This is a genomic window from Halorientalis persicus, assembly GCF_900110215.1.
In the GTDB taxonomy this organism is placed as follows: Archaea; Halobacteriota; Halobacteria; order Halobacteriales; family Haloarculaceae; genus Halorientalis; species Halorientalis persica.
Genome location: NZ_FOCX01000008.1, coordinates 1 through 23483, shown reverse-complemented (window position 1 = coordinate 23483; position 23483 = coordinate 1). Strand labels below are relative to the sequence as shown.

Genomic DNA, 23483 nt, shown 5'->3' with positions numbered 1-23483 from the left:
CTTCCCCTCCGAGGTTGCAGCCATGAGTCCCGCCCTCCATCGATCGCTGTCGGCGGTGACGACGGCGGCGCTCGCGGTGTTGTTGGTCGCGTCCGCGGCCGGCGCACCGCTCGCGGCTGCGAACACGGTGAACAGTGCGAACAACACCCAGTCATCGGGCCCGCAGATCTCGCTCGGGAGCGTAAACGTCACGCCCTCACAGCCTGCTCCCGGAGATCTAGTCGAGATCAGCGCCGAGATCTCGAACGCGGCGGCCAGTGCCGAGGCTGCCGAGGTCCGGACGGTCCGGCTGGAGAGCCGCAGCGGGTACGAGCGGTACGGACAGGTCCGGAACATCGGGACGGTGACTCCGGGTGGATCGGTGACCGCACCGCTGACGGTGACGTTCGAGGAGGCCGGCGTCAAGAACCTCCGGCTAACCGTCTCGGTGGTGACGAACGACGACGAACTGATCAAGTTCAACTATCCGGTGACGGTCGTCGTCACCGAGAGCGGGCCGAAGATGCGCATCGACGTGGCGGGCTCGGTCGGCACCAACCGCGAGATCGCGGTCAACGTCTCGAACGGCCAGTCGGATCCGATCCGGAACCTCAACCTTTCCGTCGACGGCCGGAACATCCGGTTCGACGATCCGGAGCGGCTCGACGCCAAACTCGAATCCGGCACCAAGCGGACGTTCACGTACTCTGGGTCGGTCACGAGCGGCGACACGGGCTCGATCACGGCGACGCTGGAATACACGAACTCGATGGGACAGACCCAGACGCTCAAGCGGACGAAGCGGCTCGGTGCAGCGACCGGCACGGAGGCCGTCGACGGGCCGCAACTGGCGCTCTCGGTGGCCGACGGACTGCCCGGCACGACCCAGCCGGTCAACGTCACCGTCGCGAACGGCCTCGAAGGCGACCTGAGTCAGGTGGAAGTGTCCGTCGACTCGCCGGTGGCGACGTTCACCGCGAGCGAGCGGGTCACCTCCCGACTGCAGGCCGGCGAGACGACCGACTTCCGGTTCCCGGGCCAGGTCGAGGAGAGCGGCACCTACCCGGTGACGGTGACGCTGAACTACACCGACGACGGCACCCGCAAGCAGGTGACCGATCGGTTCCAGGCCGCGTTCGACACGCCACCCAACCCCGGAGCGGTCGAACTCACCGGCGTCGAAGCGGTCGCGCGCGGCGGAACGGTCGAGATCACCGCCACCGCGAGCAACGTCGGGTCCGACGAGGTGAAGTCGGTGATCGTCTCGACGGGCGAGGCCGAGAACGTCGGGCGCAAGAAGTACTTCGTGGGCTCGGTCGACGCGAGCGACTTCTCGTCGTTCACGCTCACGCCGTCGATCCGAGGCAACGTCTCGACGGTCCCCGTGGAAGTGAGCTACGTCGTCGACGGCGTCCGGCGCAACTACACGACCGACCTGCCAGTCACGCAGGCCGCGACGCCGGATCGGTCGACACAGCAGGGTGGCCTCCCTATCGTCCCGATCCTCGTGCTCGTGGCCCTGATCGCGGCGGTCGTGATCTACCGACGTCGGGGGTGACCGCTGTGGGACCCGACCCGGACGAGGACGGATTCGGTACCGGCACGACGGGTGAGACGATCCCGACGGACGCGATCATCCGCGGGACCGACGTGGTCAAAGAGTACGAGACGGGCGGGCAGGTCGTCCGGGCGCTGAAAGGCGTCGACTTCGAGATCGCACCCTCGGACTTCGTGGCGGTCGTCGGTCCCTCCGGGAGCGGGAAGTCCACGCTCCTGAACCTGCTCGGCCTGCTGGACGTGGCCACGAGCGGGGACGTGCGCCTGCGCGGCGAGGACGTGTCGACGTTCACCGATCGGGAGCAGACGCGGAAACGCAAGGAGACGATCGGGTTCGTCTTCCAGAGTTTCTACCTCATCCCGACGCTCACGGCACTCGAGAACGTCGAGATGCCCCGAATGCTCGATCGGACACCCACGAAGACCCGCGAGCGGGCCACGCAGTTACTCGAACGCGTCGGACTGGGCGACCGGCTCGACCACTACCCCGACGAACTGTCGGGCGGGCAGAAACAGCGCGTCGCCATCGCGCGGTCGCTGATCAACGATCCCGACATCCTGCTGGCCGACGAGCCGACTGGGAACCTGGACCGGGACACCGGCGACCAGATCCTCGATCTGTTCGACGAACTCCGCCGCGACGAGAACGTCGCCGTCGTCACGGTGACCCACGACGACTACGTGGCCGAGGCCGCCGACCGCGTCGTGACGCTCATCGACGGCCGGATCCGGGAGACGGAGAGCCGACGAGCGAACTTCGAGGAGGACGCCGAGCCGTGAACCCGACCCGCTGGCTCGTCGGCCGGTTTCCGACGCTGGCGCTGGCCCGGCGGAACCTCTCGCGGGCGACGCTGCGCTCGGCGCTCGCGATCACGGCCGTGGTCATCGGCGTCGTGGCCATCGGTGCCATCGGCACGGGTGGCGAGGCGTTCAAGCAGGACCAACTGGAGGCCTACGAGGGCTTCGGCGGGACGGCGACGGTCGAACCCGACCCGGTGTTCGAGGACGGCAACCTCTCCAACACGGAACTCTCCGACGGAGACATCGACCGCATCGGGCAAGCCGCGAGCGGCGCGACGGTGTTGCCGGTCCACGAGCCGATCGGGGCCACCGTCCAGACCCAGACCGGCTCGCTCCTGTTCATGGCCCAGGTGAAGGGGCTAGAGAACCCGGGGGAATTCTACGAGGCGCGAAACGGGACGATCCCGGACAACTGGCGACGGACGATCGTGATCGGGTCCCGCGTCGCGGATCAGAACGACCTCGAACCCGGTGATCGACTGCGGATCAACGTGACCGACGAGTTCGACCGGAGTTTCGAGATCGCGGCGGTCCTGGAGCCGCAGGGCTTCACCGCGCCCCTCGGGGCGGACCAGACGGTGTTCGTCCCGGCCTCGCAGTTCGAGAGCGACGGCTACGAACAGGCCATCGTCCGTGTCGACACGACGACCGGCTCCGTCGACGCCGCGACCCAGGCCATCGAACGGGAGTTCAACGCTCGCGAGGAGGTCGTCCGGGTCGAACAGGTCCAGGAGCAACGCGAGCAGTTCACGGCGTTTTTCGGCACGATCAACCAGTTTCTGATCGGCGTCGGCGCGATCTCGCTTTTGGTCGCGGCGGTCACCATCGCCAACACGATGCTGATGGCGGCCATCGAGCGCGAGAGCGAGATCGGCGTCCTCCGGGCCTACGGCTACCCAAAACGTGCCGTGATCAGCCTGCTGGTCGCCGAATCGACGATCCTCGGCGTCGTCGGGGCGGCCATCGGCGTTCCCCTCACGCTCGGCATCGGGATGGTGATCAACCAGTTACTGCTCGGGGACCCGCTGGCGTTCACCGCTGCGGGGCTCCGGTACGTCGGAGTCGGCGTCGCGTTCGGTATCGTGACCGCGCTGGTCGCGGGGCTGTATCCGGCGTGGAAGGCGGCCAACAAACGACCCGTGGAGGCGCTTGACTGATGGCGGGGAACACGGAGGTCCTGCGATGAGCTGGCTGCGTCGGATCACGGGGCGGTTCCCGTCCATCGTCATCGCCCGGCGGAACATCTCTCGGGCACGCACGCGGTCGCTGCTGGCGGCCGCGGCGATCACGATCGGCGTCGTGGCGATCGCGGCCATCGGCGGGGGCGGCGCGGCGTTCAAGGAGAGCCAGCTCGACCGAATCCAGGAGCAGGGCGCGACGAACGTCTACGTCTCGCCGGGGTTCGACAAGGAAGAGCGGCACTTCGACCGGACCGACCTGATGCGGATCGAGGAGACGGTCGGCGGTGCCGGAATCGTCGCCACGGAGTCCCGATCGATGGAGTATCGGCTTCGAGCCGACCACAGGCGCACCATCTCGGCGACGTATCTGGAGGACCCACGACTGCTCTACGAGGTGGCGGCCGGGGAGATTCCGAAAAGCTGGCGACGGAGCGCCGTCGTCTCACACGAGTTCGCGGCGGACCAGGGCCTCGAACCCGGTGACCGCATCGTGCTGGCTCCCGAGGCCGACGAAGGGGAACAGACGGAGGGTCGAGCCTACCGCGTGACCGCCGTGTTGGCCGAGAGCGCGGCGTTCGGCGTCGACGATGTGTTCCTCCCCATCGAGGAAACGGGCGATCGTACCTACAGTCAGGTCCGGATCACGACCCAGTCGGTCGACGAGGCCGAGGCGGCCGCCACGTCGCTACGGGCGGAGTTCAACGGCCGCAAAGACAAACTGCTCGTCTTCGAGCTCACGTCGCTCGTGCGGTTGTTCCGCTCGATCGTCAACGGGATCAACCTGTTCCTGGCGGGGCTGGGGTCGCTGTCGCTTTTGGTCGCCGGCGTCTCCATCGCCAACACGATGTTGATGTCGGTGACCAAACGACGCGAGGAGATCGGTGTGCTTCGGGCAGTCGGCTACTCGAAGAGCGACATCCTGCGGATCCTGCTGGTCGAGGCCGCGATGCTCGGGGCCATCGGCGCGGGCATCGGCATCGCACTGGCACTGCTGGTCGTGTTGGCGGCCAACGCCATCTTCCTCGGGAGCCCCTTCGCGTTCACGACCGAGACACTGCTCTATCTGGGCGGCGCGGTCGTGTTCGGGATCGCCACGAGCCTGATCGCGGGCGCGTACCCGGCCTGGCGGGCCGCCAGCGAACGCCCCGTGGAAGCCCTCCGGGGCTGACCCGCGACCGACCACGTTCCTACCAGCTCACGTACCTGAACGACGGTAGTTATTAATAATGCTAAATGGTATCGGGTGGCATGGACTTTCAGGACCTCGGCGACGATCCCCTGGCGGGCAACGCCGCCGCACTGCACGATCGGACGGCGGAGGCGAACGGCGACCTGACTGCCGTCGAGATGGACGGCGAGTCGCTGACACACGCGGAGTTGCGAAATCGGTCGGCGGCGTTCGCCGGCGGGCTCCACGATCTGGGGCTGGACCCGGACGACCGCATCGTCCTCTATCTGCCCAACGGGCCGACCTACGTGATCGCCGCCCTGGGCGGACTGAAGGCCGGAACGCCGGTCTCGTTCATGAATCCTCAGTACAAGCCCCGAGAGATGGTCCACCAGCTCGAAGACACGGAGGCAGAAGCCATCGTCACCCACTGGTGGCTCCGGAGTACGGTGGACGACGCGCTCGAAGAGACCGACGTGGATCCGGTGGTCATCACGGCGGGCGACCGCGAGCAGGTCCCCGACGATGACCACCACGTCGACGACGTTGCGGGCGAGCCGACTCACGTCGAACGCGACAGCGACGACGTGGCTCTCCAGCCATACACCAGCGGGACGACGGGCCAGCCCAAGGGCGTGCAGTTGACCCACCGGAACGTCCGCGCGCAGGGCATCGATATGCTGGTCGACGACGACGAGAACGCGCCGCTGACCCCCGCCGAACTGAAGAGCCTGATCTGGCTGCCGATGTACCACATCACGGGCTTTATCCACTGTGGGTGGCAGCCGCTGCTGTACGGCGGGTCGCTCCACCTCCGGAGCGCGATGGAGTGGGACGCCGCGGAGGCGATGGCGACCATCGAGGACCTGGGGATCACCCACTTCGTCGGCGTCACGACGATGTACGTCGACATGGTCAACGACGAGGCCTTCGGCGACCACGACCTGTCGAGTCTCGAAGTCGCGGCGGAGGGGGGTGCGAAGATGGCCGTCGCCGTCCAGCGCGAGTTCGAAGAGACCGCCGGGGTCGACATCACGGAGGGGTACGGCCTCACCGAGACCTGCGGTGCGACCCACACGGAGAACCAGACCGCGTTCGGCCACCGCGAGGGGACCGTCGGCCAGCCCCTCCAGATGACCGACTCGAAGATCGTCGACGCCGAGGGCGAAGAAGTCATGCCCGGCGAGGAGGGGGAACTGCTGGTCCGGGGCCCACAGGTGATGAACGGCTACCACGAGATGCCCGAGGCCACCGAGGAGGCGTTCACCGAGCGGGGCTATCTCCGGACCGGCGACGTAGCCCGTCGCGACCGCGACAACTACTACGAGATCGTCGACCGGAAGAAACACGTCATCGTCACCGCCGGATACAACGTCTATCCGAGCGAGGTCGAGGAACTGCTCACCGAACACGACGCGGTAGCCGAGGCCGCCGTCGTCGGGGTCGACGACGAGCGCCGCAACGAGATTCCCGTCGCCTACATCGTCACACGGCCCGAAATCAAACCCGGCGAGGACGTGACTACCGAAGCCATCAAACAGTTCGCCCTCGACGAACTGGCCGAGTACAAACACCCCCGCGAGGTCGAGTTCGTCGACAGCCTCCCCCGGACGACCAGCGGGAAGATCCAAAAGTACAAACTGCGGGACGACGAGTAATCCAGTACCCGGGTTCGGGACCGCACACCCGACGGAAAGGGCACAACGTTAAATAAACTGCCCCAAATAACTGGTTCTGTTGCTGTTTCATCAGAGATTAGTTTCCATTGTTGTATTCTAGGGGAACGTTTATCTGTCGGAAGACTCTCCTATTCTGAAAATGAACGAGCGAGCAGAGCAAATGCAGGAGTCGACGACGGTCCATCGGTTAGAATGCAGCGTGGACTGGCCGCCGGAGAACGTCGCCGCGTACTTCGTGGACTGTGCCGAACCGATCCTGTTCGACGCCGGGATGGCAGGCGAGACGGCCCGCGAGGAACTGACCGACGACATCGCCGCTCACGGCTACGAACTCGCGGACATCGAACACCTGGTCGTTACGCACCCACACACCGACCACATCGGGCAGGTGCAGGCGGTCATCGACGCCGCCGACCCCGAGGTGTACGCGCCCGCAACGGTTCAGGAGCGATTCCAGCGCGATCCCGAGGACCTGGAAGCGACAGTCCGGGCGAACGCACAGGCCGCGGGCGTGCAGGGCGAATACCTCGACGACGCGGTCGAGATGTCCGTCGAGTCGCTGAAACGCGACAGCAGTCTCCTCCCCAGCGAGGCCGTCGATCACTGGCTCGGCCGGGGCGAGACCGTCGACATCGGTCCGCTCACCGTCGAGACGGTGCACACGCCGGGCCACCAGGCCGACCATCTCTGCTATCTGGCCGATCTGGACGGCGAACGCGTCCTCTTCTCCGGCGACATGGCGCTCGGCACGTTCCGCCCCGTCGCGATGCACACCGGCTTCGACGACGGCTACGAGGACGCGATCGGCGAGTTCTACGCCGCGCTCGACACGCTAGCGGAACTCGACGTGGACCGCGTGTTCACCGGGCACGACGACCCACACACCGACTTCGACGCGCGGGTCCAGCACGACCGCGAGAGTCTGGACCGCCTGCTCGACCGGACACGGGAGGCACTGGCGAACGGCAGTGGCTCGACAGCCGTCGAGATCGCCTTCCAGCGTTCGGGTGACCGCAACATGGAGTACCTCGTCATCGAGACCGCCAGCGCGCTGGCCCACCTCGAGGGCGAGGGCGTCCTGACCAGCGAGACGGACGAGCACGGCGTCCGTCGCTACGAGGTCGCATGACCGAGTACGAGGCCGTCTTCTTCGACATCGGTGGCGTCATCGTCTCGCTCCCCTCGATCCGACAGGGCTACGTCGATTTCCTGCAGGAGTTCGCGGCGGAGCGCAACCTCGATCCAGAGCCGGCACTGGAGACCTGGCGGGAGCGACTGGGCGAACACTTCAAATCGGCCGAGGGGACCGAGTATATGTCCGCGGCAGAGGGGTACCACAAGGCCTTCCAGGCCATCGTGGACGGCGACGTGGACCGCGATGACTGGGAACCGGGCTTCGAGGCGGCGACGAAAGCCGCCATGGAGACCGAACCGAACGTCGTCGAGACGATCCGGGCGCTGGACGACGCCGGCGTCTACCTGGGTATCGTCTCGGACATCGACACGCGCGAGGCCCACCGGATGCTCGACCAGTTCGGCATCGACGACGCCGTCGACGGCGTGACCACATCCGAGGCCGTCGGCTACAAGAAACCCGACCAGCGGATGTTCGAGGACGCCCTCGGGAAGGCCGGTATCGACCCCACGAGGGGTCTGATGGTCGGCGATCGCTACGACCACGATATGCAGGGCGGCACCGAGGCCGGCCTCGACACAGTTGCCTACAACGGGACCGCCTTCGAGCGCGCCGAGGAGATCGGCCGTGAGGGCCACCGCGTCGTCGGTGACGACGCCATCGATTACGCCATCGAAAACCACCGATCGCTGCTTTCGATCGTCGACGTGGCGTAAATTCGGGCGCACACGAGCGGCCCGCTACGGCTGTTTTTCGACGGACTGAGAAGCGAATTGATAAACCCCCCTCCCTTCTGAGGAGGAACTGTTAACAAAGTGTGTTCGGTACAGGACAGGTGCAATGGATTTCGGACTCGACGACAAGACGGCCCTCGTGACGGGGGGTGCGGGCCGCATCGGTGAAGAAGACTGCAAGACACTCGCTCAGGAAGGGGCGGAAGTCGTCGTTCTCGACGTGGACGAGGACGGCGCTCAGGACGTGGCAGACGACATCAACGACGCGGACCACGACGGCGAGGCCATCGCCATCGAGTGTGACCTGACCGACCGCGAGGAGGTCAGCGAGGTCGTCGACGACCTGCAGGACGCGACCGGCGGCGTCGACATCCTCGTGAACAACGCTGGCCTCGTGGACGCCGTGGGGACCGTCGGCGGGCTCGACCCCGACATCTGGGACCGTGACCTGTCGGTCAACCTGACGGGCACCTACAACATCACGAAGGAGATCTTCCCCAATATGTGTGACCGCGGTTGGGGTCGCATCATCACGATGTCTTCCCTCGCCGGCTGGGAAGGCGGCTACGGCCAGATCTCCTACTCCACCACGAAGGCCGGCCTCATCGGCTTCGGCAAGACGCTGGCGCTGGAGGGCGCACCCGAGGGCGTCACCTCCAACATCCTCGCGCCGACCATCGTCGTCGGCGACCTCGCCGAACTGCCCCACGACCAGCTGGAGAACGTCAACGAACACTGGGCCGACATCGCCCGCGCCACGCCGATGGACAAGCTCGGCAGCGAAGAGGACGTCTCCAACCTCGTCGCCTATCTGTCCTCGGAACAGGCCGAGTACATCACCGGCCAGGTCATGGGCGTCACCGGCGGCGTCGACCTGTTCACCTACTAAATTTTTACTTCGGAGGGTGCCCTGCGGGCACCCCCGCTCGCAAAAATTTAGTATAAAAACCATCCGGACGCTCGGCTTCGCCTCGCGTCCGGTGTCTTCGTGAGTGACCGCTGGGAACGAACGAAGGCTCGTCAGAGTTTTGCTCTGACGGTGAACCGCCTCGCGCGCACGGCGCGCTCGGCGGATGCTGGACCGCACGCGACCGTTTTTCGTTTCCAGTGATCGAGAACTGGATCACCGGTTAAGTGGTCGGCCGATCATCCTCCTCGTATGACCGATACCAGTTCGGACGGCGTGGACGCGCTGGCACTCGGCAAGGCGATGGGATCGCTCTGGGCGGGAGCCGTCGTCGTTCTGGGCGTGGCCGCACGCCTCGGCTGGGGCGACGAGTGGCGCGATCTGCTCGCCGACGTGTATCTCGGCTACGACTCGACGGCGAAAGGGCTGACAGTCGGTGCGGCCTGGGCCTTCGCGGACGGCTTCGTCGGCGCGTACCTGCTCGCCCGTCTGTACGACCTGTTCCGGCAGTCCAGCGACTGACACGGGTCCGTAGATATGGGCTTTCTCAGGTCTCTGTTTCGGCGGTCACGCCAGGGAACACTCGGCCTGCCGGAAGTCGTCGCGATGGGTATCGGCGGGATGGTGTCGGGTGGGATCTACGCAGTGCTCGGTGTGGCGATGTCCCAGGCCGGCAACGCGGTGCCGATATCGTACCTCGTCGCGGGCCTCATCACGCTGGTGACCGCGTACTCGTATCTGCAGCTCACCCTGCACTTCGGCGAGCGCGGCGGCGTGTTCTCGTTCGTCGAACACGTGACCGACAGCCCCAGCGTCGCGGCGTACGTCGGGTGGGTCCTCGTCGTCGGCTACGTCGGCGTCATGGCGATGTACGCGTTCGCGTTCGGTGCGTACACGCTCACCGCCGCACGCGCCATCGCCGGCGTCGCCCTCCCACAGCTGTTACGGCCCGTAATCTCGGTGTTGATCGTCGCTGCCTTCGTCGGACTCAACCTCCAGGGTGTCGAGGAGACGGGACTGTTCGAGGACATCGCCGTCTACATCAAGATCGTCATTCTACTCTCGCTGGCGACGCTGGGAATCGTCTTCTACGACGGGAATCCCGTCGCGATCGACTTCTTCGACGCGGGCATCGTGAGTCCGATCACCGGGTTCGCGATCATTTTCGTCTCCTACGAGGGGTTCCAGTTGCTGGTCTACGACTACGAAGAGATCGAGGACGTGGAGCGAGTCCTGCCGCTCGGGATGTACGTCTCCATCTGCATCGCGATCTTGATCTACGTCTCGGTGTCGTTCATGGCGACGCTCCACCTGACGCCGGAACAGCTCGTCGCCCACGAGGAGGTCGCGCTCGCCGAAGCTGTCGCCGGGATTCCGGTACTCGGTGCCGCCGGATTCGTCCTGGTCGTCCTGTCCGCGATGAAGAGCACGTCGTCGGGCATCAACGCCACGCTGTTCGGAACGTCACGGCTGGTCCACGAGATCGCGACCGAGGGCGCACTGCCCCGCCTGTTCTCGTTTCGCAACCGCGAGGGCATACCGGTCTACTCGCTCGTGATCATGGGCGGGTTGACCGCGGCGTTCGCGGCTCTGGGTTCGCTCAAGCAGATCACCGAGTTCGGCTCGGTCGCGTTCCTCGCGTCGTTCGCCATCACCAACTACACCAACCTCCGGCTGGCCGACGAGACGGGCTCGAACCGCGTCTTCCCCGCGCTCGGTCTCCTCGGGACGACAGTCGCGATCCCCATCGTCCTCTATCACCTCTATCGCACCGACGTGGAGATCCTCCTGTGGATCGTCGGGATCTTCGTCGCGCTGTTCCTGCTCGAATTCCTCTATTTGGAACGCAGTTCCTTCGAACCGGAGGTCGGCGGATGAGTCTCGTCGTCCGCTCTTCCGGACGAGGGAGGACTATCCATCCGGCGCGAGCGCCTGAATCGTCGACATCGCCATCTCGCCCGCGGCCTGCCGCGGGACCGTGACGATGGGCAGATCGACGAATCCATCCTGTAGCTCGGCCAGACGCTCCCGGGCCTGCTCGGTCGTTCCGGCGACGCCCAGCGCGTGGACCATCTCGTCGGTCACCGCGGCCTTCGCCGCGTCGCGGTCGCCCGCCTGCCACCGGTCCGCGACCGTCCCGGCCTCCTCGGGGAACCGCTGGGCGACGGCCTTCCGGTAGCCCTCGCCGTTTCCGACGTAGTAGGCGACGTGGCCCCGGATCGCGTCGCGGGCGGCGTCCGGGTCGTCGTCGCTGACGGCCGAGGGAACGTAGGGCGCGACCGTGATCTCGCTGGCGTCCCGCCCCGCCTCTGCTGCCGTCTCCTCGATATCCTCGAAGGCCGCGGGCAGATCCGGGAACGGCACGTTGTGCGGAATCCAGCCGTCGGCCAGCCGTGCGACGACCCGTCGGTTCGCCGGCCCGAGGGCGGCGTGGTAGACCGGCACGTCCCGCCCCAGCGGCTCGAAGTCCTCGACCTGGAATATCTTGCCGTCGTAGGAAACGGTTCCGTCCTCGGTCGAGAGGTAGCGCTGGGCGATGGCGATCGTCTCGTGGGCGCGCCGGACCGGGTTCTCGTAGTCGATCCCGTGGAGGTCCTCGATGGCCTTGGCGGTGCTGACGCCCGTTCCCAGCACCATCCGGCCGGCGGCGTAGCGGTCGACGGTCGCGGCGGCCATCGCGAGGACGGCCGGCGAGCGGGAGAACACGTTGGCGATGGCGGTCCCCAATCGCACGTCTTCGGTGGCGTCGGCGACCGCAGAGAGCTGGACGAACGCGTCGCTCCCCCAGAGTTCGGGCATCCAGACGGAGCCGTAGCCCAGTTGCTCGGCGGTGGTCGCGACGCCGGTCGGATCCATCACGTCGGCAGGCGGCAAGAGCAGGCCCGGTTGCATGGTCTTCGCAATCGCCGCCCCGGCACAAAAAGCTCCCTCCGGTGACGGCGGCCCGCCGACGCGACCGCCCGATCACTCGATCACGCCGTCCTCGCGGAGCGTGGCGATCCGGTCGGCGTCGTATCCCGCGGCTTCGAGTACGTCGTCCGTGTGTTCGCCGTGGCCGGGTGGAGAGCCGGCGGCACCGTCCGGTTCCGCGGTCGACTGGGCGGGGAAGGCAACCCGCGGTACCGTTCCAGAGTGGTCGATCAGGTCGCGAGCGTCCGCGGCCTCGCTGTCGAGTGCTTCGGCGGGCGTCCGGACGGGTGCGACCATCGCCTCGGTCTCCCCCAGTTCTTGCTCCCACTCCTCGCGGGTGCGTTCGGCGAACAGGGATTCGAGTTCCTCGCGCACGGCCTCGCGCTCGGCGGGATCACCGGTCATGTGCGCGTCGGTGAGATCCTCGCGGCCGACTGCCGCACAGAAGGTCTCCCAGAACTTGGGTTCGAGCGCCGCGAGCGTGACGTAGTTGCCGTCCGCGGTCTCGTAGGTGTCGTACCACGGCAGGGAGCCGGAGAGTTCCGTCTCGCCAGGGCGCGGGTTCTCGCCGGTGAGTGCGTCGTGGGCGACGGCCTGGGAGAAGGAGGCCACCACGTCGGTCATGGCCACGTCGACGTACTCGCCGCCGGTGTTACCCAGCTCGCGGGAGAGCAGGGCACCGACGACGGAGAAGGCGGCGAAGAGGCCACCGGCCATGTCGCCGACGGGATAGCCAGCCATCTGTGGCTTGCTGTCTTCGTCCTCGCGGGTCATATCCAGCAAGCCGGCCATACCGACGTAATTGAGGTCGTGGCCCACCCGGTCGGCGTGGGGGCCGTCCTGGCCGAACCCGGAGAGCGAGCAGTAGATCACGTCGTCGTTGACCGCGCGAACGGCCTCGTAGTCGACGCCCAGGCGCTCGACGACGCCGGGCCGGAACTGCTCGAACACGACGTCGGCTTCGGCGGCCAGATCGAGGAAGGCCTCGCGACCGCGGTCCGTCTTGAGATCGATGGCGACGCTTCGTTTCCCGCGGTTGACCGCGTCGAAGATCGCTCCGACGCCCGCGTCGGTGTACGGCGGGAGGATTCGCGCGTAGTCGCCAGCGTCCGTGTCTTCGATCTTGACCACGTCCGCGCCGGCGTCGGCGAGCAACTGCGTCGCGTAGGGGCCGGGCAACAGTCGCGAGAGGTCCAGCACGCGTACTCCGTCGAGTCGCATACCCCTCCTCCCGAGGCCACGACCATAAGCCCCCGTCCCGAACTCGCGACCGCCACGCCACCAGCTCGACCCCGCTTTCTGGCACGGCGTCCCGTACGAACCGCCGGGAACAATCCGTTCACCCGGCTTACGAGTCTCGCCCGGCCACCCCTGTGCTCGAGCGGTGGTTTCATAGCAATAGCGCGCGTTCACTCTTGCCATGGCAACAGAAAACAAGAAACAGTCGGTCAGTTTCGACACGGGCGAGGAGACGAGGCTGATCCTCGACAGCCTCGACGAGTTCATCGAACAGGAGGTGAAACCGATCAGGGACGAACTGGGCGAGACGTGGGAGAATCCGCGACTGCGCCACGAGGACGACGGGCGACTGGTCCCGGAAGTCGTCGACGCCATCGAGACCATCCGGAAAAAGAGCGCGGACGCGGGCTACTACGCGATGAACCTGCCCGAGGAGGTCGGCGGCGAGGGGGTCTCGAACGTCACCTGGTACCGGGCGAAAAAACACGTCGCGAGCCACGGCGTCGGCCTGACCGAGTACGTCCTCGCGGGTCCCGAGGGCCCCAAGCCGCTCCTGATGCAGGCCGAGGGCGAACAGGTCGAGACGTACCTGAAACCGGCCGTCGCCGGCGAGGTGTCGACGGCGTTCGCCCAGACCGAGCCGGGTCAGGGATCGGACTCGCCGAACATGGACACCCACGCCGAGAAGGACGGCGACGAGTGGGTCCTCAACGGCCAGAAACAGTGGATCACGAACGCCCCCTACGCCGACTTCGTGCAGGTATTCGCGCGGACGACGCCCCAGGAGGAGGCCGGCCGCTACGGTGGGATCACCTGTTTCATCGTCGAGCCCGACGAGTTCGAACTCGGGTCGATGAACAACGCCGTCGGGCTGGAGGGGATGCAGGCCGAGTTGCTGTTCGACGACGTACGCCTCGGCGAGGACCGCGTCCTCGGACAGCCAGACACGGCCTTCTACAACGCCATGGACTTCCTCTCGCTGGGCCGGCTGGAACTCGGTGCGGAGGCGGTCGGCTACGCCGAACACCTGATCGAGAAGGGCGTCGAGTACGCCAACGACCGGGAGGCCTTCGGGCGTCCCATCGGGAAGTTCCAGGGCATCTCCCACAAGCTCGCGGAAGGACGGGCGCGCAACTACGCCGCCGACGCCGCCGGCCTCAAACTCGCCTGGGAGATGGACCGGGGCGAGCAGGCCATCGAGGAGTCGTCGATCTTCAAGTACCTCGCGACGAACGTCTACTTCGACATCGCCGACGACGTGGTGCAGGTCCACGGCGGCAACGGACTCTCCGAGGACAACCCGTTCATGGATCACCTCCACGTCGCCCGCATCCTGCGGGTGGTCGAAGGCACCGACGAGATTCAACTCAACACCATCGCGAAGCAACTGGGCGTGTCGTAGGTCGACGGCCGGAGGTTACTCCGACGCCCAGTCGACTGCGTCGTCGAGGTCACTGAAACTGCGGACCGCGGCACCGGGCACCTCGACGTTCGATTTCACTGCCATCGCGGTCGTTCCCTCGGAGACGAATCCGATCCTGTCGACGCCCGTGTATTCCCCGTTCTCCGACCAGGCCTCACCCATGTACTCCTGGGTCTCTTTCGGGAGGTTCGTGCCGTCGCCGAAGACGGCGAGCGTCGCTTCGATGTCGTCGCGTTTGCCGCGCTCTCGGTAGTGATCACTCGCGGCGTCGAGGTCGTCGTCGGCGAACCCCTGCCAGCCCTGCATGAACCAGATACCGACCGGGCCGCGCTTCTCGAACCGCCACTCGTACTCGTCCGGGTCCGGCAACGTGCCTGTCGATTCTGACATCAACTTTACCAGGGTTTGGAGTGGGATAACTCCGTCCCGCATATCGAGGAATGATTCGCCCGTTTCAATGCCTGAACATCAGGATCCGGTTGGGTTCGTGCCGGATGCAAAAGGGCGTCACCGACGACGGCGTGAACGTGTTGTCGGTCTTCTCGGAGACGAACAGTTGTTCGAAGGGCTTCCCGCAGGCGGGACAGGCGTATCCCTTCTTGTTCGCCCAGTGGCTGGTGTCGCGCGTCTCTTTCAGAAGTTTGAGCCCGTGCCGGTAGTCGTGGACGTCGATGGGGCCGTCGTCGTCGCCCAGCGTTTCCATGCGGGAGGGCAGGTCACGGAGCGGTATCAATGTCCGGAGCGGTTCGGGAGGCGTTGCCGCCTCCCCCGGCGTTAAGACGCGGGCTGGAGAACGGAACCGCATGACGCTTCTGGTCCCGTTCGACGGATCGGCGCTGTCCCGGACGGCGCTCGAACGCGCGAGCGAGTTCGCCGAGTACCGCGACGAGGAGGTCGTGGCGCTGACGATCATCCCCGACGACGAGGAGTTCGCCCGCGAGCGCGGCTGGATCGACGAGGACGGCACCTACGATCAGGCCGCCGTCTGTGAGGAGTTCGAACGCACCGTACAGGAGGTCGCGTCGAACGCCACCTATCGGTGTGAACACCCCGAGACCAGCGACTCGATGACCGCGACCGTCATCGACGACATCACGCGGACGATCAGACACGTCGCCGACGACGTAGACGCATCCATCGTGTTCATCGGCAGCGAGAACGCCGGCCGCGTCTCGACCCCTGTCACCAGCGTCGGCAGCCCCGTGTCGGAAGACCCCCGCTACGACGTGCACATCGTCCGCCACGCTAACTGATCACGCTCGGGTCACGAACCCGCACACACCGGCCCGTAATCTCGGACACTTATAACTGACCGATGATGTCGTGAAGAAAACTAAACCACAACCGGTTCGTTGAATCAGGTGCGGTTCGCTCCCAATCCCGAACCGGTTTTCCCCTCCCTCTTTCCGCTCCCCCCTCTTCGAACGCTCCCGAGTGAGGACACCTTCCGGCAGACCTGTCCGTGACCGAAACCACTAGCCCGTGGCTACCCTACGACGGAGCATGACTGCTGTCCTCGACCGATTGGCCGAGCAGGACGGGTGGCGCGTCGAGAACGCCGCAGCCCGGGTTCACTACGACGGGGGAAGCGACCGCTACAGCATCGAGTACTACGAACCGAGCGAGTGCGTGGTCTACTGGAAGGTCTCACCGGACGGCGACATCGCCGTCCCGGTCGGCCGTGACACTGTCCCGACACCGCTGCGCGAGCGGATTCGCCAGGATCTGGCCACGGCCGACATCGACCCCGACGTCGAACGGCGCTCCCTGTAACTCAGATGGACAGGTGGTCGTCCTCGTCGATGTCGCGGTCCCCGGCAGTGCCGTCCGTTTCGGCGTCCGCGACCGCCGCCTCGACAGCCGACTGGCTCGCACCGGTCGGCGGTTCGGCCACCGCGTCGATCACCGCCGTCGGCGTCTCGGTCTCGGCGGCCTCTTGCTCGGTGTCGCTCTCCGTCCCGGTCTCGTCGACCATATCGTCCCAGAGCCGGTCGATTTCGGCCGCCAGCCCAGCCGCCAGTGGTTTGGAATCCGAATCCTCCCGGTCGCGGTCGTCGGCCGGTTCGGCTGGCATGGGTGTGTTACTTCCACCCACACGCAGATAAAATCAGTGCCAAATTACCGAATCGGTCGGACACGGTGGCAGAATCGAGCGAACCGGCGAGCAGAGATTTTAATTCCGCAGGCGGCCAGCTAGTGGTATGAGCGTCGACGAGTCGGACGTACGGGCGGTAGCCGGGGCGATCCGAGACGCGGAGTCGGTCGTCGCGTTGACCGGGGCCGGCGTCAGCACCGCGTCGGGCATCCCGGATTTCCGCGGCGAGGGCGGCATCTGGGAGCGGCACGACCCGATGGACTTCCACATCGACCGGTTCCGGGCCGATCCCGGCGGGTTCTGGGCTGACCGCGTGAAACTCCAGGCGGCGGCGTTCGACGACGGCAACGTCGCGCCAAACGCCGCCCACGAGTCGCTGGCGGACCTCGAATCGGCGGGCCACCTCGACACCGTCGTCACCCAGAACATCGACGGCCTCCACCAGGACGCCGGCTCCGACGACGTGATCGAGATTCACGGCTCGGCCGCGCGAGTCGTCTGTCGGGACTGTCGCCGGCGATTCGACGCCGAACCGGCCATGGATCGGGCCCGGGAGGGTGACCTCCCGCCGACCTGTGACGACTGCGACGGGACGCTCAAGCCCGATACCGTCCTGTTCGGGGAGCAGTTGCCCGAACACGCGCTGATGCAGTCCCAGGCGAAAGCCGAGACCGCGGACGTGTTCCTCGCAGTGGGCTCGTCGCTGACCGTCGAGCCAGCCGCTTCGCTCCCCCGAGTCGCCGCCGAGCGCGGGGCGACGCTGGTACTCGTCAACCTCGAATCCACGCCGCTCTCGGAGCGAGCGGCCTACGACTTCCGGGCTGACGTGACCGAAGCGCTCCCGCGACTGCGGCGGGCGGTGGTGGAGTGAGGGCGACCCGTGGCCGGCACCGACCGGCGGACACGCCCCCTACGCTTTTGGTGTGACGGGGCGTGGGTTCCGCCGCTATGGAGTACGAGGTACTCGACACCGAGGACGTACCGGTCACCGACCTGTCGGAGGTCGAAGGTGTACCGCCGGACCTGGACATCCGCCCCGTCGGGCAGACGATGGGCCTGGAGAACCTCCACCTGACGCTGTGGTACTTCGAGCCCGGCGAGGAGATCCAGTATCACGCCCACAGCGAACAGGAAGAACTCTACTACGTGATCGAAGGCGAGTTCTCGCTGAAACTCGGCCGCTCGGGCGAGGCGGAGACGATGGAGGTCGGCCCAGGCGCGTTCTGGGCCGCCGGCCCGGAGATCGGTCACGGCCACCGCTACGTCGGCGACGACGAGGGCGTCGTCCTCGCGGTCGGCGCACCGGCGGTCGAGGACCCCGGCCTCGACCCGCACAGTCTGGACTGAGGCCGGTCAGGCGTAGCTTTGATCCAGATATTCGAGGATGCGGTCGGACTCGGCCATCGTGATGCCGCGGTCCTCGTCGACGACGACGGGAACCTGGCGCTGGCCAGAGATCCGCTTGACCTCGTTGCGCCGGGAGTGCAGCCCCTCGACCCAGACCGACTCGTAGTCGATGTCCAGTTCGTCGAGGCGGTCGACGACGAGTTCGCAGTACGGACAGCCCTCCAGCCGATAGAGTGTCATCGTCATACCTCCGGGTAGGGAGGGAGGCGGCAAAAAACTGCGGCTCAGCGGAGTCTGTGCGGGCCCCGGCCCCACGCGTACGCCGGGGTTTTTGAGGGAGGCACTCCATGCCCGGGTATGCCACCCACCGACGGCGACGAACTCCCGGATTTCGAGGCACTGTGCTGTGACGGCGAGACGTTCCGCTCGACCCACCTCTCGGGAGCCGTGGGCGACCGCGGCGCGGTCCTCGTCTCGACCGGCTTCGTCTACAGCGCCATCGCACAGAACTGGTGGAAACGCTTCCAGAAGTACGGCTGGGACGACTTCGAGGACGTGCCCGTCCTGGGAATCAGCCGCGACGGCCCCTACGCACAGAACGACTTCCTCCGCTGGCTGGGCCGTCCGCCGTTCCGGATGTTCGCCGACGTGAACGGCGAGGTCTCCGAGACACTGGACCTGCTCACCGACCGCGACCACATGGCCAACGTCGCGACGCCGTGGCGTTCGGTGTTCGTCGTCGACCCCGATCTCGAAGTGCAGTTCGCCTACGTCGCCGACGAGTGGATCGGCCCGCTCCCCCACGAGGACGTGGAAGCGGCCGTGGCGGAGCTCTGAGTCCACCACAGTCGAACGGGAACGGTGCGAGACGCCGCCAGCGCGACCGGCCCAGGACGGAGGCCCGTTCGGCCGGGCGTGTCGAGGCAGGGGTTTAGGTCTTCGACCCCTGTTTTCGATCACATGGATTCCGGAAGCGAGATCGTGATCCACGTCACGAGCGGCGAGAGCAGCGACTGGCGGATGGCACTGCGCAACCTCGTGAATCTCGTGCAGGACGAGACTGTGTCGACGCCACCGGGGCTAATCAAGGTCGTCGTCAACGGCCCGGCGGTCCGGTTCCTGCTGGCGACGGCCGCCGAAGCGGACAAGATAGACCGGATGGCGGCGGCCGGCGTTGAGATTGCCGCCTGCACGAACTCCCTCGAGCGGTTCGACCACACGGTCGACGAACTCGCCGATGGCGTCACGACCGTTCCCTCCGGCGTCGCGGAAGTCACCCGTGCACAGAAACGCGGCGCGACGTATCTGAAACTGCCGTAGCGAACCGATTCTGGCCCCGTCTCCCCACGATGGCTGGATCGACGGCCAGTTGGCCGACCGCTAGTTGGCGCTTGCGTCCTCGCCGTAGATCGCTTCGACCTTGTGGAAGAAGTGGTCGCGAATGTTCCGGCGTTTGAGCTTCATCGAGGAGGTGAGCATATCGTTTTCGGGCGTCCACTCGACGTGGACCAGTTCGAACTGCTTGATCGTCTCGTGTTTCTCGAACTGCTCGTTGACCTCGTCGACGGCCTCCTGGACCCACTCGTGGACGCGCTCGTCGTCACACACGTCGTCGCGGTCCTCGGGCAAGTCGATGCCTTCCTCCTCGGCCCACCGCTCGACGGCCTCGAAGTTCGGGACGATCAGCGCGCTGATGAACTTCTGGTTGTCGCCCATCACCATCACCTGATCGACGCGCTCGCTGGTCGCGAAGGCGTCCTCGATGGGACCGGGCGCGACGTTCTTCCCGGTCGAGAGGACCAGGAGTTGCTTGAGCCGGTCGTGGTAGACCAGATAGCCGTCCTCGGTTTGCTCGATGATGTCGCCGGTCCGGAACCAGGGCTCGTCGTCCTCGTCGTCGCCGGGTAGCGTGGTGAACGCATCTTCGGTCTCCTCGGGCCGGTTCCAGTAGCCCTGGGTGACGTTTGGTCCCCGCACGAGGAGTTCGCCGACCTCGCCGTCGGCCTTCTCCTTCCGGTCCGGGCCGATCACGGCGTCGTCGAGATGAATCTCCATCCCGGCCATCGGCGGGCCGAGCGTTCCGGGACGTGGGTCCTCTGCGGGGTTGGTCGAGACGACCGGCGAGGTCTCGGTGAGGCCGTACCCCTCGAAGATCTCCAGCCCCATCCCGCGGAACAGTTCCGCGAGATCCTTGTTGAGGCTACCGCCACCGCTGACGAAGTATTCGATGTTGCCGCCCAGTTGATCCTTGACCTGCTGAAAGACGAGTTTGTTCGCGACGTAGTACTCCAGCTTGAGCCGCCGACCCGGGTTCTCGGTCCGGCCGTACTCCTTGCCGATCTCCAGTGCGCGCTCGAAGATCTTCTCTTTGAGGTCCGAGGTGGCGGCCTGTTCGCGCATGGCGTCGAAGACACGCTCGTAGACCCGCGGGACGCTCGTGGCCGTCGACGGCTCGACTGCCTGCATATCCTCCTGAACCGTATCGGGACTCTCGGCGTACGCGACGGTCGCACCGGCACCGAACATCGAGAAGTGACCCGCGGTCCGCTCGAAGACGTGCGCCAGCGGGAGAAAGGAGAGCGTCTTCACGTCCGAGTCCAGCACCGGCGTGTCCTCGTCTTTGTCCGGGCGCGGCCCGTAGCGCTTGCGGATCTGGGTGACGTTGGCCCGGAAGTTGGCGTGGGTCAACTGGACGCCCTTCGGTTTGCCCGTCGTCCCGGAGGTGTAGATCAGGCTGGCGAGGTCGTCGGGCGACTGCTCGTCGATCCAGGACCGGTACGCCGACTCGTCGAACGCCTCACGCCCGAGTTCGTAGACCTCCGCGAGCGTGTAGATGTCGTCGTTCTCGTCGTAGATGTCGACGCCGTCGACGAGGACCACGAACTCCACGTCGGTGTCGTCTTTCACGTCGAGTACCCGGGCGAGCAGTTCCTCGTTCTCGACGACGACACCCGTGGCACCCGGATCGTTCAGGAGATAGCGGACCTGGCGGGGCGAGGATTCGGTGTAGATGGTCGTGACGACGCCACCGGCGGCCAGCAGGGCGAAGTCGGCCTGGGCCCACTCCATCCGCGTGTTCGAGAACAGCCCCACCCGTTCGCCGTGATCCACGCCGAGTTCCCGGAAGCCGGCCGCCAGATACCGGACGATTTCGGCCATCCGGTCGTAGGTCAACAGCCCCCACTCACCTTCGGCGGGTTCGGGGATCACGTCGTCGGTCAGCGACCGGTCGTAGACGCCACCCTTGTACTGCTGTGCGGGCAGTTCGGCGTGTCGTTCGGCACTGGCCTCGAACAACTCGGGCACCGTCCCCGAACCTGTCACTTCGTCGGTGTACTCACGCTCCAGTTGCAACAACTCCTCCGTTGTGGTCATTGGCGTGACTCACGAAGTCCCACACAATAATACGTTCGGGAATAACTCGCCCACCTCTCATAAAAGGTTACTCATGCGAACATTACGGTGAGGGGTCGATCGCCCCCTCGGTGAACGCACGGCCGCAGTCGCCACAGCGGTAGGTTCCGATGGCGACTTTCCGAAGCGTCCGTGTCCGACCGCAGGTCGGACACGCGATGTCGACGACCAGTGTCACGGTGGACGGTCGTTCCGGGGGTCCTTCAGTGTGGTGTGGGAACCGGGGTCTCCGACGGCGGACGGACCCCGGACCGCGACCGCTGGATGGTCTCTCGTTCGGGCGCGTCGGGCGTCTGTGCCGTCTTCCAGTTCCGCGCCGCCCGGTCTAGCCGTGCTGGCGCGGCGTGGCTACCGACGCCGGCTCACTCCCTGGTCGCCGCCTCCAGACCGCCGGGGACCCACGCCAGCGAGTCGAAATCGACGGCACCGGGTTCACAGTGTTCGACGGCCAGTCCCCCGTCGTCGCTGGCGACGACCAGCACGTCTGCCTCGTCGTCCACCCCCGCAGGGGCGGGGCCGACCGTGGGGCCGGCCGGCCCCGGACCGTTCGCCGGTCGTGCGAGGACGACCTGGTCGTCGTCCCGGAAGACGACGGCGTCGTCCAGTGACCAGGGGAGGACGGCGGCCAGACGCCCGAGCCGCGTCGCCAGCGCGTCGAAGCCGTCCTCGACAGCCGACCGCTCGGCGGTCGCGTCGCGCTCGCCGTCGTCTCCGGGTGTCAGTACCATACCCGCTCTAGGCAGTCCCGGGTTGTAAGCACCGTGCCGAATTCGAGCGCCGAACCGCGGACGCCAGACCGGACCCGCGGACGCGTCGGGACCCGAACAGGTTGCGGCCGGGTTTTACGGATATAGAGCGCGTCCGTGTTCCCGTATGCCAGACGTTGGCGATCAGGCACCGGACTTCACCGTCCCGCTCGCCCACGACGGCGACCCCGAACCGTTCACGCTCTCGGACCACCTCGACGAGGCCCCAATCGTGCTGGCGTTCTTCCCCGGCGCGTTCACCCCGCCCTGCAAGGAAGAGATGAGCCAGTTCCAGAGCGACATCGACAACTACCGCAGCATGGGCGCGACGCTGTACGGCGTCAGCGTCGACTCACCGTTCGCCCAGAAGGCCTTCCGCGAAGAGAACGGCTTCGAGTTCCACATGCTCAGCGACTCGAACAAGGAGGTCATCGAGGACTACGGCGTCGAAATCGACTTCGCGGACATGGGCTACTACGGCCTCGCCCAGCGCGCCGTCTTCGTCGTGAACGCCGACGGCGAAATCACGTACAAGTGGGTCGCCGACGATCCCCACACCCAGCCGGACTTCGACGCAGTCCAGGAGGCCGTCGAGGCCGCTGGGTAAGTCGGAATCCGGATCTAATTTTTGCGGTGTGTCTACAGTGTCGGTGATTGACGCAGATGATTCGCTGAATAGAGAGTTTATGTTTAGCAACTCTGAACCCGACCCGTCAGAGTAGTTTTATGTCTATTCTGTTTGCACTATCTATATGCCTAATCCTGAGTATAACGAAGTTTACTTTCTACTCAAGGAGTCGCTCCCTCCGGATGAAAAAACCAACGCTCTTGTGAAGCACGTTGTTGATTTTTAGAGGACGGCGTCGAGAGCATATTTGAGTGCTTCGTCACCTGGTTTTCTGTAGAGTTCGCGGCGGAGCTGAAAGGCTTTGAGATACGGCGTTAGCTTGTCTTTTGACACTCCTCGGTGGGGCGAGAGCCACCGTCGCGTCAGCGACGCGTGGCTCTCGCAGGTGTTGACGTGGATGTCGCCGTCAGCGTATTCTCCGTCACTGTGGACGACGTATTTGCGGGTGAAAGCGTCGTCTTCTTCGAGCGGATCGTAGGCCCGAAATCCGTCCGTATAGACGGTCAGCGACTCCTTGTTGTGGTCCGCAAGCAGGAGTCG

Annotated in this window: 28 protein-coding genes; 18 read left to right on the top strand and 10 right to left on the bottom strand. The window is 65.9% G+C overall.

What is annotated here, in order from left to right:
• Window positions 1-22 precede the first annotated feature (22 nt).
• The 10 genes from BMX17_RS10255 to BMX17_RS10210 all read left to right on the top strand — a co-directional run bounded on the left by BMX17_RS10255 (window position 23) and on the right by BMX17_RS10210 (window position 11019).
• Complete coding sequence (locus tag BMX17_RS10255) at window positions 23-1537, top strand: COG1361 family protein (RefSeq protein ID WP_092659648.1); 1515 nt, start codon at window positions 23-25, stop codon at window positions 1535-1537.
• A 59-nt stretch (window positions 1538-1596) separates the two neighbouring features.
• Window positions 1597-2316, top strand: coding sequence for an ABC transporter ATP-binding protein (locus BMX17_RS10250; RefSeq protein WP_394327902.1), 720 nt, complete (start codon window positions 1597-1599; stop codon window positions 2314-2316).
• Window positions 2313-3494 (top strand): ABC transporter permease, encoded by a 1182-nt coding sequence (locus BMX17_RS10245; RefSeq protein WP_211611318.1) that lies wholly within the window; start codon window positions 2313-2315, stop codon window positions 3492-3494. The genes BMX17_RS10250 and BMX17_RS10245 overlap by 4 nt, the downstream gene beginning before the upstream one ends.
• 25 nt (window positions 3495-3519) lie before the next feature.
• On the top strand, window positions 3520-4686 hold the full coding sequence (locus BMX17_RS10240) for an ABC transporter permease (RefSeq protein WP_092659644.1): 1167 nt from the start codon (window positions 3520-3522) through the stop codon (window positions 4684-4686).
• 80 nt (window positions 4687-4766) lie between these two features.
• Window positions 4767-6344, top strand: a complete 1578-nt coding sequence (locus BMX17_RS10235) for a class I adenylate-forming enzyme family protein (RefSeq protein ID WP_092659642.1) — start codon at window positions 4767-4769, stop codon at window positions 6342-6344.
• Between the two features lie 160 nt (window positions 6345-6504).
• Window positions 6505-7494: an MBL fold metallo-hydrolase gene (locus BMX17_RS10230; protein ID WP_092659640.1), complete on the top strand. Its 990-nt coding sequence runs from the start codon at window positions 6505-6507 to the stop codon at window positions 7492-7494.
• Window positions 7491-8216 carry an HAD family hydrolase gene (locus BMX17_RS10225; RefSeq protein ID WP_092659637.1) on the top strand — a complete coding sequence of 242 codons (726 nt, stop codon included), beginning with the start codon at window positions 7491-7493 and terminating at the stop codon, window positions 8214-8216. Before BMX17_RS10230 ends, BMX17_RS10225 begins: the two co-directional genes overlap by 4 nt.
• Before the next feature lie 124 nt (window positions 8217-8340).
• Window positions 8341-9123 (top strand): SDR family NAD(P)-dependent oxidoreductase, encoded by a 783-nt coding sequence (locus tag BMX17_RS10220; protein ID WP_092659635.1) that lies wholly within the window; start codon window positions 8341-8343, stop codon window positions 9121-9123.
• A 270-nt stretch (window positions 9124-9393) separates the two neighbouring features.
• Entirely contained in the window at window positions 9394-9663 is a 270-nt protein-coding gene (locus tag BMX17_RS10215) for a bacteriophage holin (protein ID WP_092659633.1), read from the top strand.
• A gap of 15 nt (window positions 9664-9678) precedes the next feature.
• Window positions 9679-11019 carry an APC family permease gene (locus BMX17_RS10210; RefSeq protein WP_092659630.1) on the top strand — a complete coding sequence of 447 codons (1341 nt, stop codon included), beginning with the start codon at window positions 9679-9681 and terminating at the stop codon, window positions 11017-11019.
• Between the two features lie 33 nt (window positions 11020-11052).
• Here BMX17_RS10210 and BMX17_RS10205 read toward each other — a convergent pair whose 3' ends face one another.
• Together BMX17_RS10205 and BMX17_RS10200 are read right to left on the bottom strand one after the other, a co-directional pair.
• Window positions 11053-12033 (bottom strand): LLM class flavin-dependent oxidoreductase, encoded by a 981-nt coding sequence (locus tag BMX17_RS10205; protein WP_092659628.1) that lies wholly within the window; start codon window positions 12031-12033, stop codon window positions 11053-11055.
• Between the two features lie 72 nt (window positions 12034-12105).
• The gene (locus tag BMX17_RS10200; RefSeq protein WP_092659626.1) at window positions 12106-13272 is read right to left on the bottom strand and encodes a CaiB/BaiF CoA transferase family protein; all 1167 of its coding nucleotides are present in this window, start codon (window positions 13270-13272) and stop codon (window positions 12106-12108) included.
• Between the two features lie 199 nt (window positions 13273-13471).
• On the opposite strand from BMX17_RS10200, the gene BMX17_RS10195 reads away from it, so the two are divergent.
• Window positions 13472-14692 (top strand): acyl-CoA dehydrogenase family protein, encoded by a 1221-nt coding sequence (locus BMX17_RS10195; protein WP_092659624.1) that lies wholly within the window; start codon window positions 13472-13474, stop codon window positions 14690-14692.
• Between the two features lie 15 nt (window positions 14693-14707).
• On the opposite strand, the gene BMX17_RS10190 is transcribed toward BMX17_RS10195, so the two are convergent.
• Together BMX17_RS10190 and BMX17_RS10185 are read right to left on the bottom strand one after the other, a co-directional pair.
• The gene (locus BMX17_RS10190; RefSeq protein WP_092659622.1) at window positions 14708-15103 is read right to left on the bottom strand and encodes a hypothetical protein; all 396 of its coding nucleotides are present in this window, start codon (window positions 15101-15103) and stop codon (window positions 14708-14710) included.
• 64 nt (window positions 15104-15167) lie between these two features.
• A complete protein-coding gene (locus BMX17_RS10185) occupies window positions 15168-15416 on the bottom strand; it encodes a DUF7385 family protein (RefSeq protein WP_092659620.1) in 249 nt (82 codons plus the stop codon).
• 100 nt (window positions 15417-15516) lie between these two features.
• On the opposite strand from BMX17_RS10185, the gene BMX17_RS10180 reads away from it, so the two are divergent.
• Both BMX17_RS10180 and BMX17_RS10175 read left to right on the top strand, forming a co-directional pair.
• Window positions 15517-15966, top strand: coding sequence for a universal stress protein (locus BMX17_RS10180; protein ID WP_092659618.1), 450 nt, complete (start codon window positions 15517-15519; stop codon window positions 15964-15966).
• A 250-nt stretch (window positions 15967-16216) separates the two neighbouring features.
• Window positions 16217-16486, top strand: a complete 270-nt coding sequence (locus BMX17_RS10175) for a DUF7538 family protein (RefSeq protein ID WP_092659616.1) — start codon at window positions 16217-16219, stop codon at window positions 16484-16486.
• A 1-nt stretch (window position 16487) separates the two neighbouring features.
• Here BMX17_RS10175 and BMX17_RS10170 read toward each other — a convergent pair whose 3' ends face one another.
• Window positions 16488-16787 (bottom strand): hypothetical protein, encoded by a 300-nt coding sequence (locus BMX17_RS10170; RefSeq protein WP_092659614.1) that lies wholly within the window; start codon window positions 16785-16787, stop codon window positions 16488-16490.
• A 127-nt stretch (window positions 16788-16914) separates the two neighbouring features.
• Here BMX17_RS10170 and BMX17_RS10165 point away from each other — a divergent pair, with 127 nt between their 5' ends.
• The gene (locus tag BMX17_RS10165) at window positions 16915-17679 is read left to right on the top strand and encodes an SIR2 family NAD-dependent protein deacylase (protein ID WP_092659612.1); all 765 of its coding nucleotides are present in this window, start codon (window positions 16915-16917) and stop codon (window positions 17677-17679) included.
• A 77-nt stretch (window positions 17680-17756) separates the two neighbouring features.
• The gene (locus BMX17_RS10160; RefSeq protein ID WP_092659611.1) at window positions 17757-18155 is read left to right on the top strand and encodes a cupin domain-containing protein; all 399 of its coding nucleotides are present in this window, start codon (window positions 17757-17759) and stop codon (window positions 18153-18155) included.
• A 6-nt stretch (window positions 18156-18161) separates the two neighbouring features.
• Here the strand turns inward: BMX17_RS10160 and BMX17_RS10155 are convergent, their stop codons facing one another.
• Window positions 18162-18401 carry a glutaredoxin family protein gene (locus BMX17_RS10155; protein ID WP_092659610.1) on the bottom strand — a complete coding sequence of 80 codons (240 nt, stop codon included), beginning with the start codon at window positions 18399-18401 and terminating at the stop codon, window positions 18162-18164.
• A gap of 111 nt (window positions 18402-18512) precedes the next feature.
• Between BMX17_RS10155 and BMX17_RS10150 the strand changes: the two genes are divergently transcribed.
• Together BMX17_RS10150 and BMX17_RS10145 are read left to right on the top strand one after the other, a co-directional pair.
• A complete protein-coding gene (locus BMX17_RS10150) occupies window positions 18513-18992 on the top strand; it encodes a redoxin domain-containing protein (RefSeq protein WP_092659609.1) in 480 nt (159 codons plus the stop codon).
• Between the two features lie 123 nt (window positions 18993-19115).
• Window positions 19116-19475, top strand: coding sequence for a DsrE family protein (locus BMX17_RS10145; protein ID WP_092659608.1), 360 nt, complete (start codon window positions 19116-19118; stop codon window positions 19473-19475).
• Between the two features lie 60 nt (window positions 19476-19535).
• Here BMX17_RS10145 and BMX17_RS10140 read toward each other — a convergent pair whose 3' ends face one another.
• The 3 genes from BMX17_RS10140 to BMX17_RS10135 all read right to left on the bottom strand — a co-directional run bounded on the left by BMX17_RS10140 (window position 19536) and on the right by BMX17_RS10135 (window position 22297).
• The gene (locus tag BMX17_RS10140) at window positions 19536-21530 is read right to left on the bottom strand and encodes an AMP-dependent synthetase/ligase (protein ID WP_092659607.1); all 1995 of its coding nucleotides are present in this window, start codon (window positions 21528-21530) and stop codon (window positions 19536-19538) included.
• An 82-nt stretch (window positions 21531-21612) separates the two neighbouring features.
• Window positions 21613-21747, bottom strand: coding sequence for an eL43 family ribosomal protein (locus BMX17_RS27280; RefSeq protein WP_139203464.1), 135 nt, complete (start codon window positions 21745-21747; stop codon window positions 21613-21615).
• Window positions 21748-21931: 184 nt separating this feature from the next.
• Window positions 21932-22297 carry a hypothetical protein gene (locus BMX17_RS10135; protein WP_092659606.1) on the bottom strand — a complete coding sequence of 122 codons (366 nt, stop codon included), beginning with the start codon at window positions 22295-22297 and terminating at the stop codon, window positions 21932-21934.
• Between the two features lie 145 nt (window positions 22298-22442).
• On the opposite strand from BMX17_RS10135, the gene BMX17_RS10130 reads away from it, so the two are divergent.
• Window positions 22443-22922 carry a redoxin domain-containing protein gene (locus BMX17_RS10130; RefSeq protein WP_092659605.1) on the top strand — a complete coding sequence of 160 codons (480 nt, stop codon included), beginning with the start codon at window positions 22443-22445 and terminating at the stop codon, window positions 22920-22922.
• 243 nt (window positions 22923-23165) lie between these two features.
• Here BMX17_RS10130 and BMX17_RS10125 read toward each other — a convergent pair.
• A partial coding sequence (locus BMX17_RS10125) for a transposase (protein ID WP_139203463.1) occupies window positions 23166-23483 on the bottom strand: 318 nt, incomplete at its 5' end.

Excerpts from the sequence above, each read along its gene's own strand:
- BMX17_RS10145 (WP_092659608.1), top strand. The coding sequence starts at position 19,116 with ATGGATTCCGGAAGCGAGATCGTGATCCACGTCACGAGCGGCGAGAGC.
- BMX17_RS10170 (WP_092659614.1), bottom strand. The coding sequence starts at position 16,787 with ATGCCAGCCGAACCGGCCGACGACCGCGACCGGGAGGATTCGGATTCC.
- BMX17_RS10240 (WP_092659644.1), top strand. The coding sequence starts at position 3,520 with ATGAGCTGGCTGCGTCGGATCACGGGGCGGTTCCCGTCCATCGTCATC.
- BMX17_RS10195 (WP_092659624.1), top strand. The coding sequence starts at position 13,472 with ATGGCAACAGAAAACAAGAAACAGTCGGTCAGTTTCGACACGGGCGAG.
- BMX17_RS10155 (WP_092659610.1), bottom strand. The coding sequence starts at position 18,401 with ATGACGATGACACTCTATCGGCTGGAGGGCTGTCCGTACTGCGAACTC.
- BMX17_RS10200 (WP_092659626.1), bottom strand. The coding sequence starts at position 13,272 with ATGCGACTCGACGGAGTACGCGTGCTGGACCTCTCGCGACTGTTGCCC.
- BMX17_RS10230 (WP_092659640.1), top strand. The coding sequence starts at position 6,505 with ATGAACGAGCGAGCAGAGCAAATGCAGGAGTCGACGACGGTCCATCGG.
- BMX17_RS10255 (WP_092659648.1), top strand. The coding sequence starts at position 23 with ATGAGTCCCGCCCTCCATCGATCGCTGTCGGCGGTGACGACGGCGGCG.
- BMX17_RS10205 (WP_092659628.1), bottom strand. The coding sequence starts at position 12,033 with ATGCAACCGGGCCTGCTCTTGCCGCCTGCCGACGTGATGGATCCGACC.
- BMX17_RS10150 (WP_092659609.1), top strand. The coding sequence starts at position 18,513 with ATGCCACCCACCGACGGCGACGAACTCCCGGATTTCGAGGCACTGTGC.
- BMX17_RS10135 (WP_092659606.1), bottom strand. The coding sequence starts at position 22,297 with ATGGTACTGACACCCGGAGACGACGGCGAGCGCGACGCGACCGCCGAG.
- BMX17_RS10130 (WP_092659605.1), top strand. The coding sequence starts at position 22,443 with ATGCCAGACGTTGGCGATCAGGCACCGGACTTCACCGTCCCGCTCGCC.
- BMX17_RS10220 (WP_092659635.1), top strand. The coding sequence starts at position 8,341 with ATGGATTTCGGACTCGACGACAAGACGGCCCTCGTGACGGGGGGTGCG.
- BMX17_RS10215 (WP_092659633.1), top strand. The coding sequence starts at position 9,394 with ATGACCGATACCAGTTCGGACGGCGTGGACGCGCTGGCACTCGGCAAG.
- BMX17_RS10225 (WP_092659637.1), top strand. The coding sequence starts at position 7,491 with ATGACCGAGTACGAGGCCGTCTTCTTCGACATCGGTGGCGTCATCGTC.
- BMX17_RS10190 (WP_092659622.1), bottom strand. The coding sequence starts at position 15,103 with ATGTCAGAATCGACAGGCACGTTGCCGGACCCGGACGAGTACGAGTGG.
- BMX17_RS10165 (WP_092659612.1), top strand. The coding sequence starts at position 16,915 with ATGAGCGTCGACGAGTCGGACGTACGGGCGGTAGCCGGGGCGATCCGA.
- BMX17_RS10140 (WP_092659607.1), bottom strand. The coding sequence starts at position 21,530 with ATGACCACAACGGAGGAGTTGTTGCAACTGGAGCGTGAGTACACCGAC.
- BMX17_RS10180 (WP_092659618.1), top strand. The coding sequence starts at position 15,517 with ATGACGCTTCTGGTCCCGTTCGACGGATCGGCGCTGTCCCGGACGGCG.
- BMX17_RS10160 (WP_092659611.1), top strand. The coding sequence starts at position 17,757 with ATGGAGTACGAGGTACTCGACACCGAGGACGTACCGGTCACCGACCTG.
- BMX17_RS10210 (WP_092659630.1), top strand. The coding sequence starts at position 9,679 with ATGGGCTTTCTCAGGTCTCTGTTTCGGCGGTCACGCCAGGGAACACTC.
- BMX17_RS10185 (WP_092659620.1), bottom strand. The coding sequence starts at position 15,416 with ATGGAAACGCTGGGCGACGACGACGGCCCCATCGACGTCCACGACTAC.
- BMX17_RS10235 (WP_092659642.1), top strand. The coding sequence starts at position 4,767 with ATGGACTTTCAGGACCTCGGCGACGATCCCCTGGCGGGCAACGCCGCC.
- BMX17_RS10175 (WP_092659616.1), top strand. The coding sequence starts at position 16,217 with ATGACTGCTGTCCTCGACCGATTGGCCGAGCAGGACGGGTGGCGCGTC.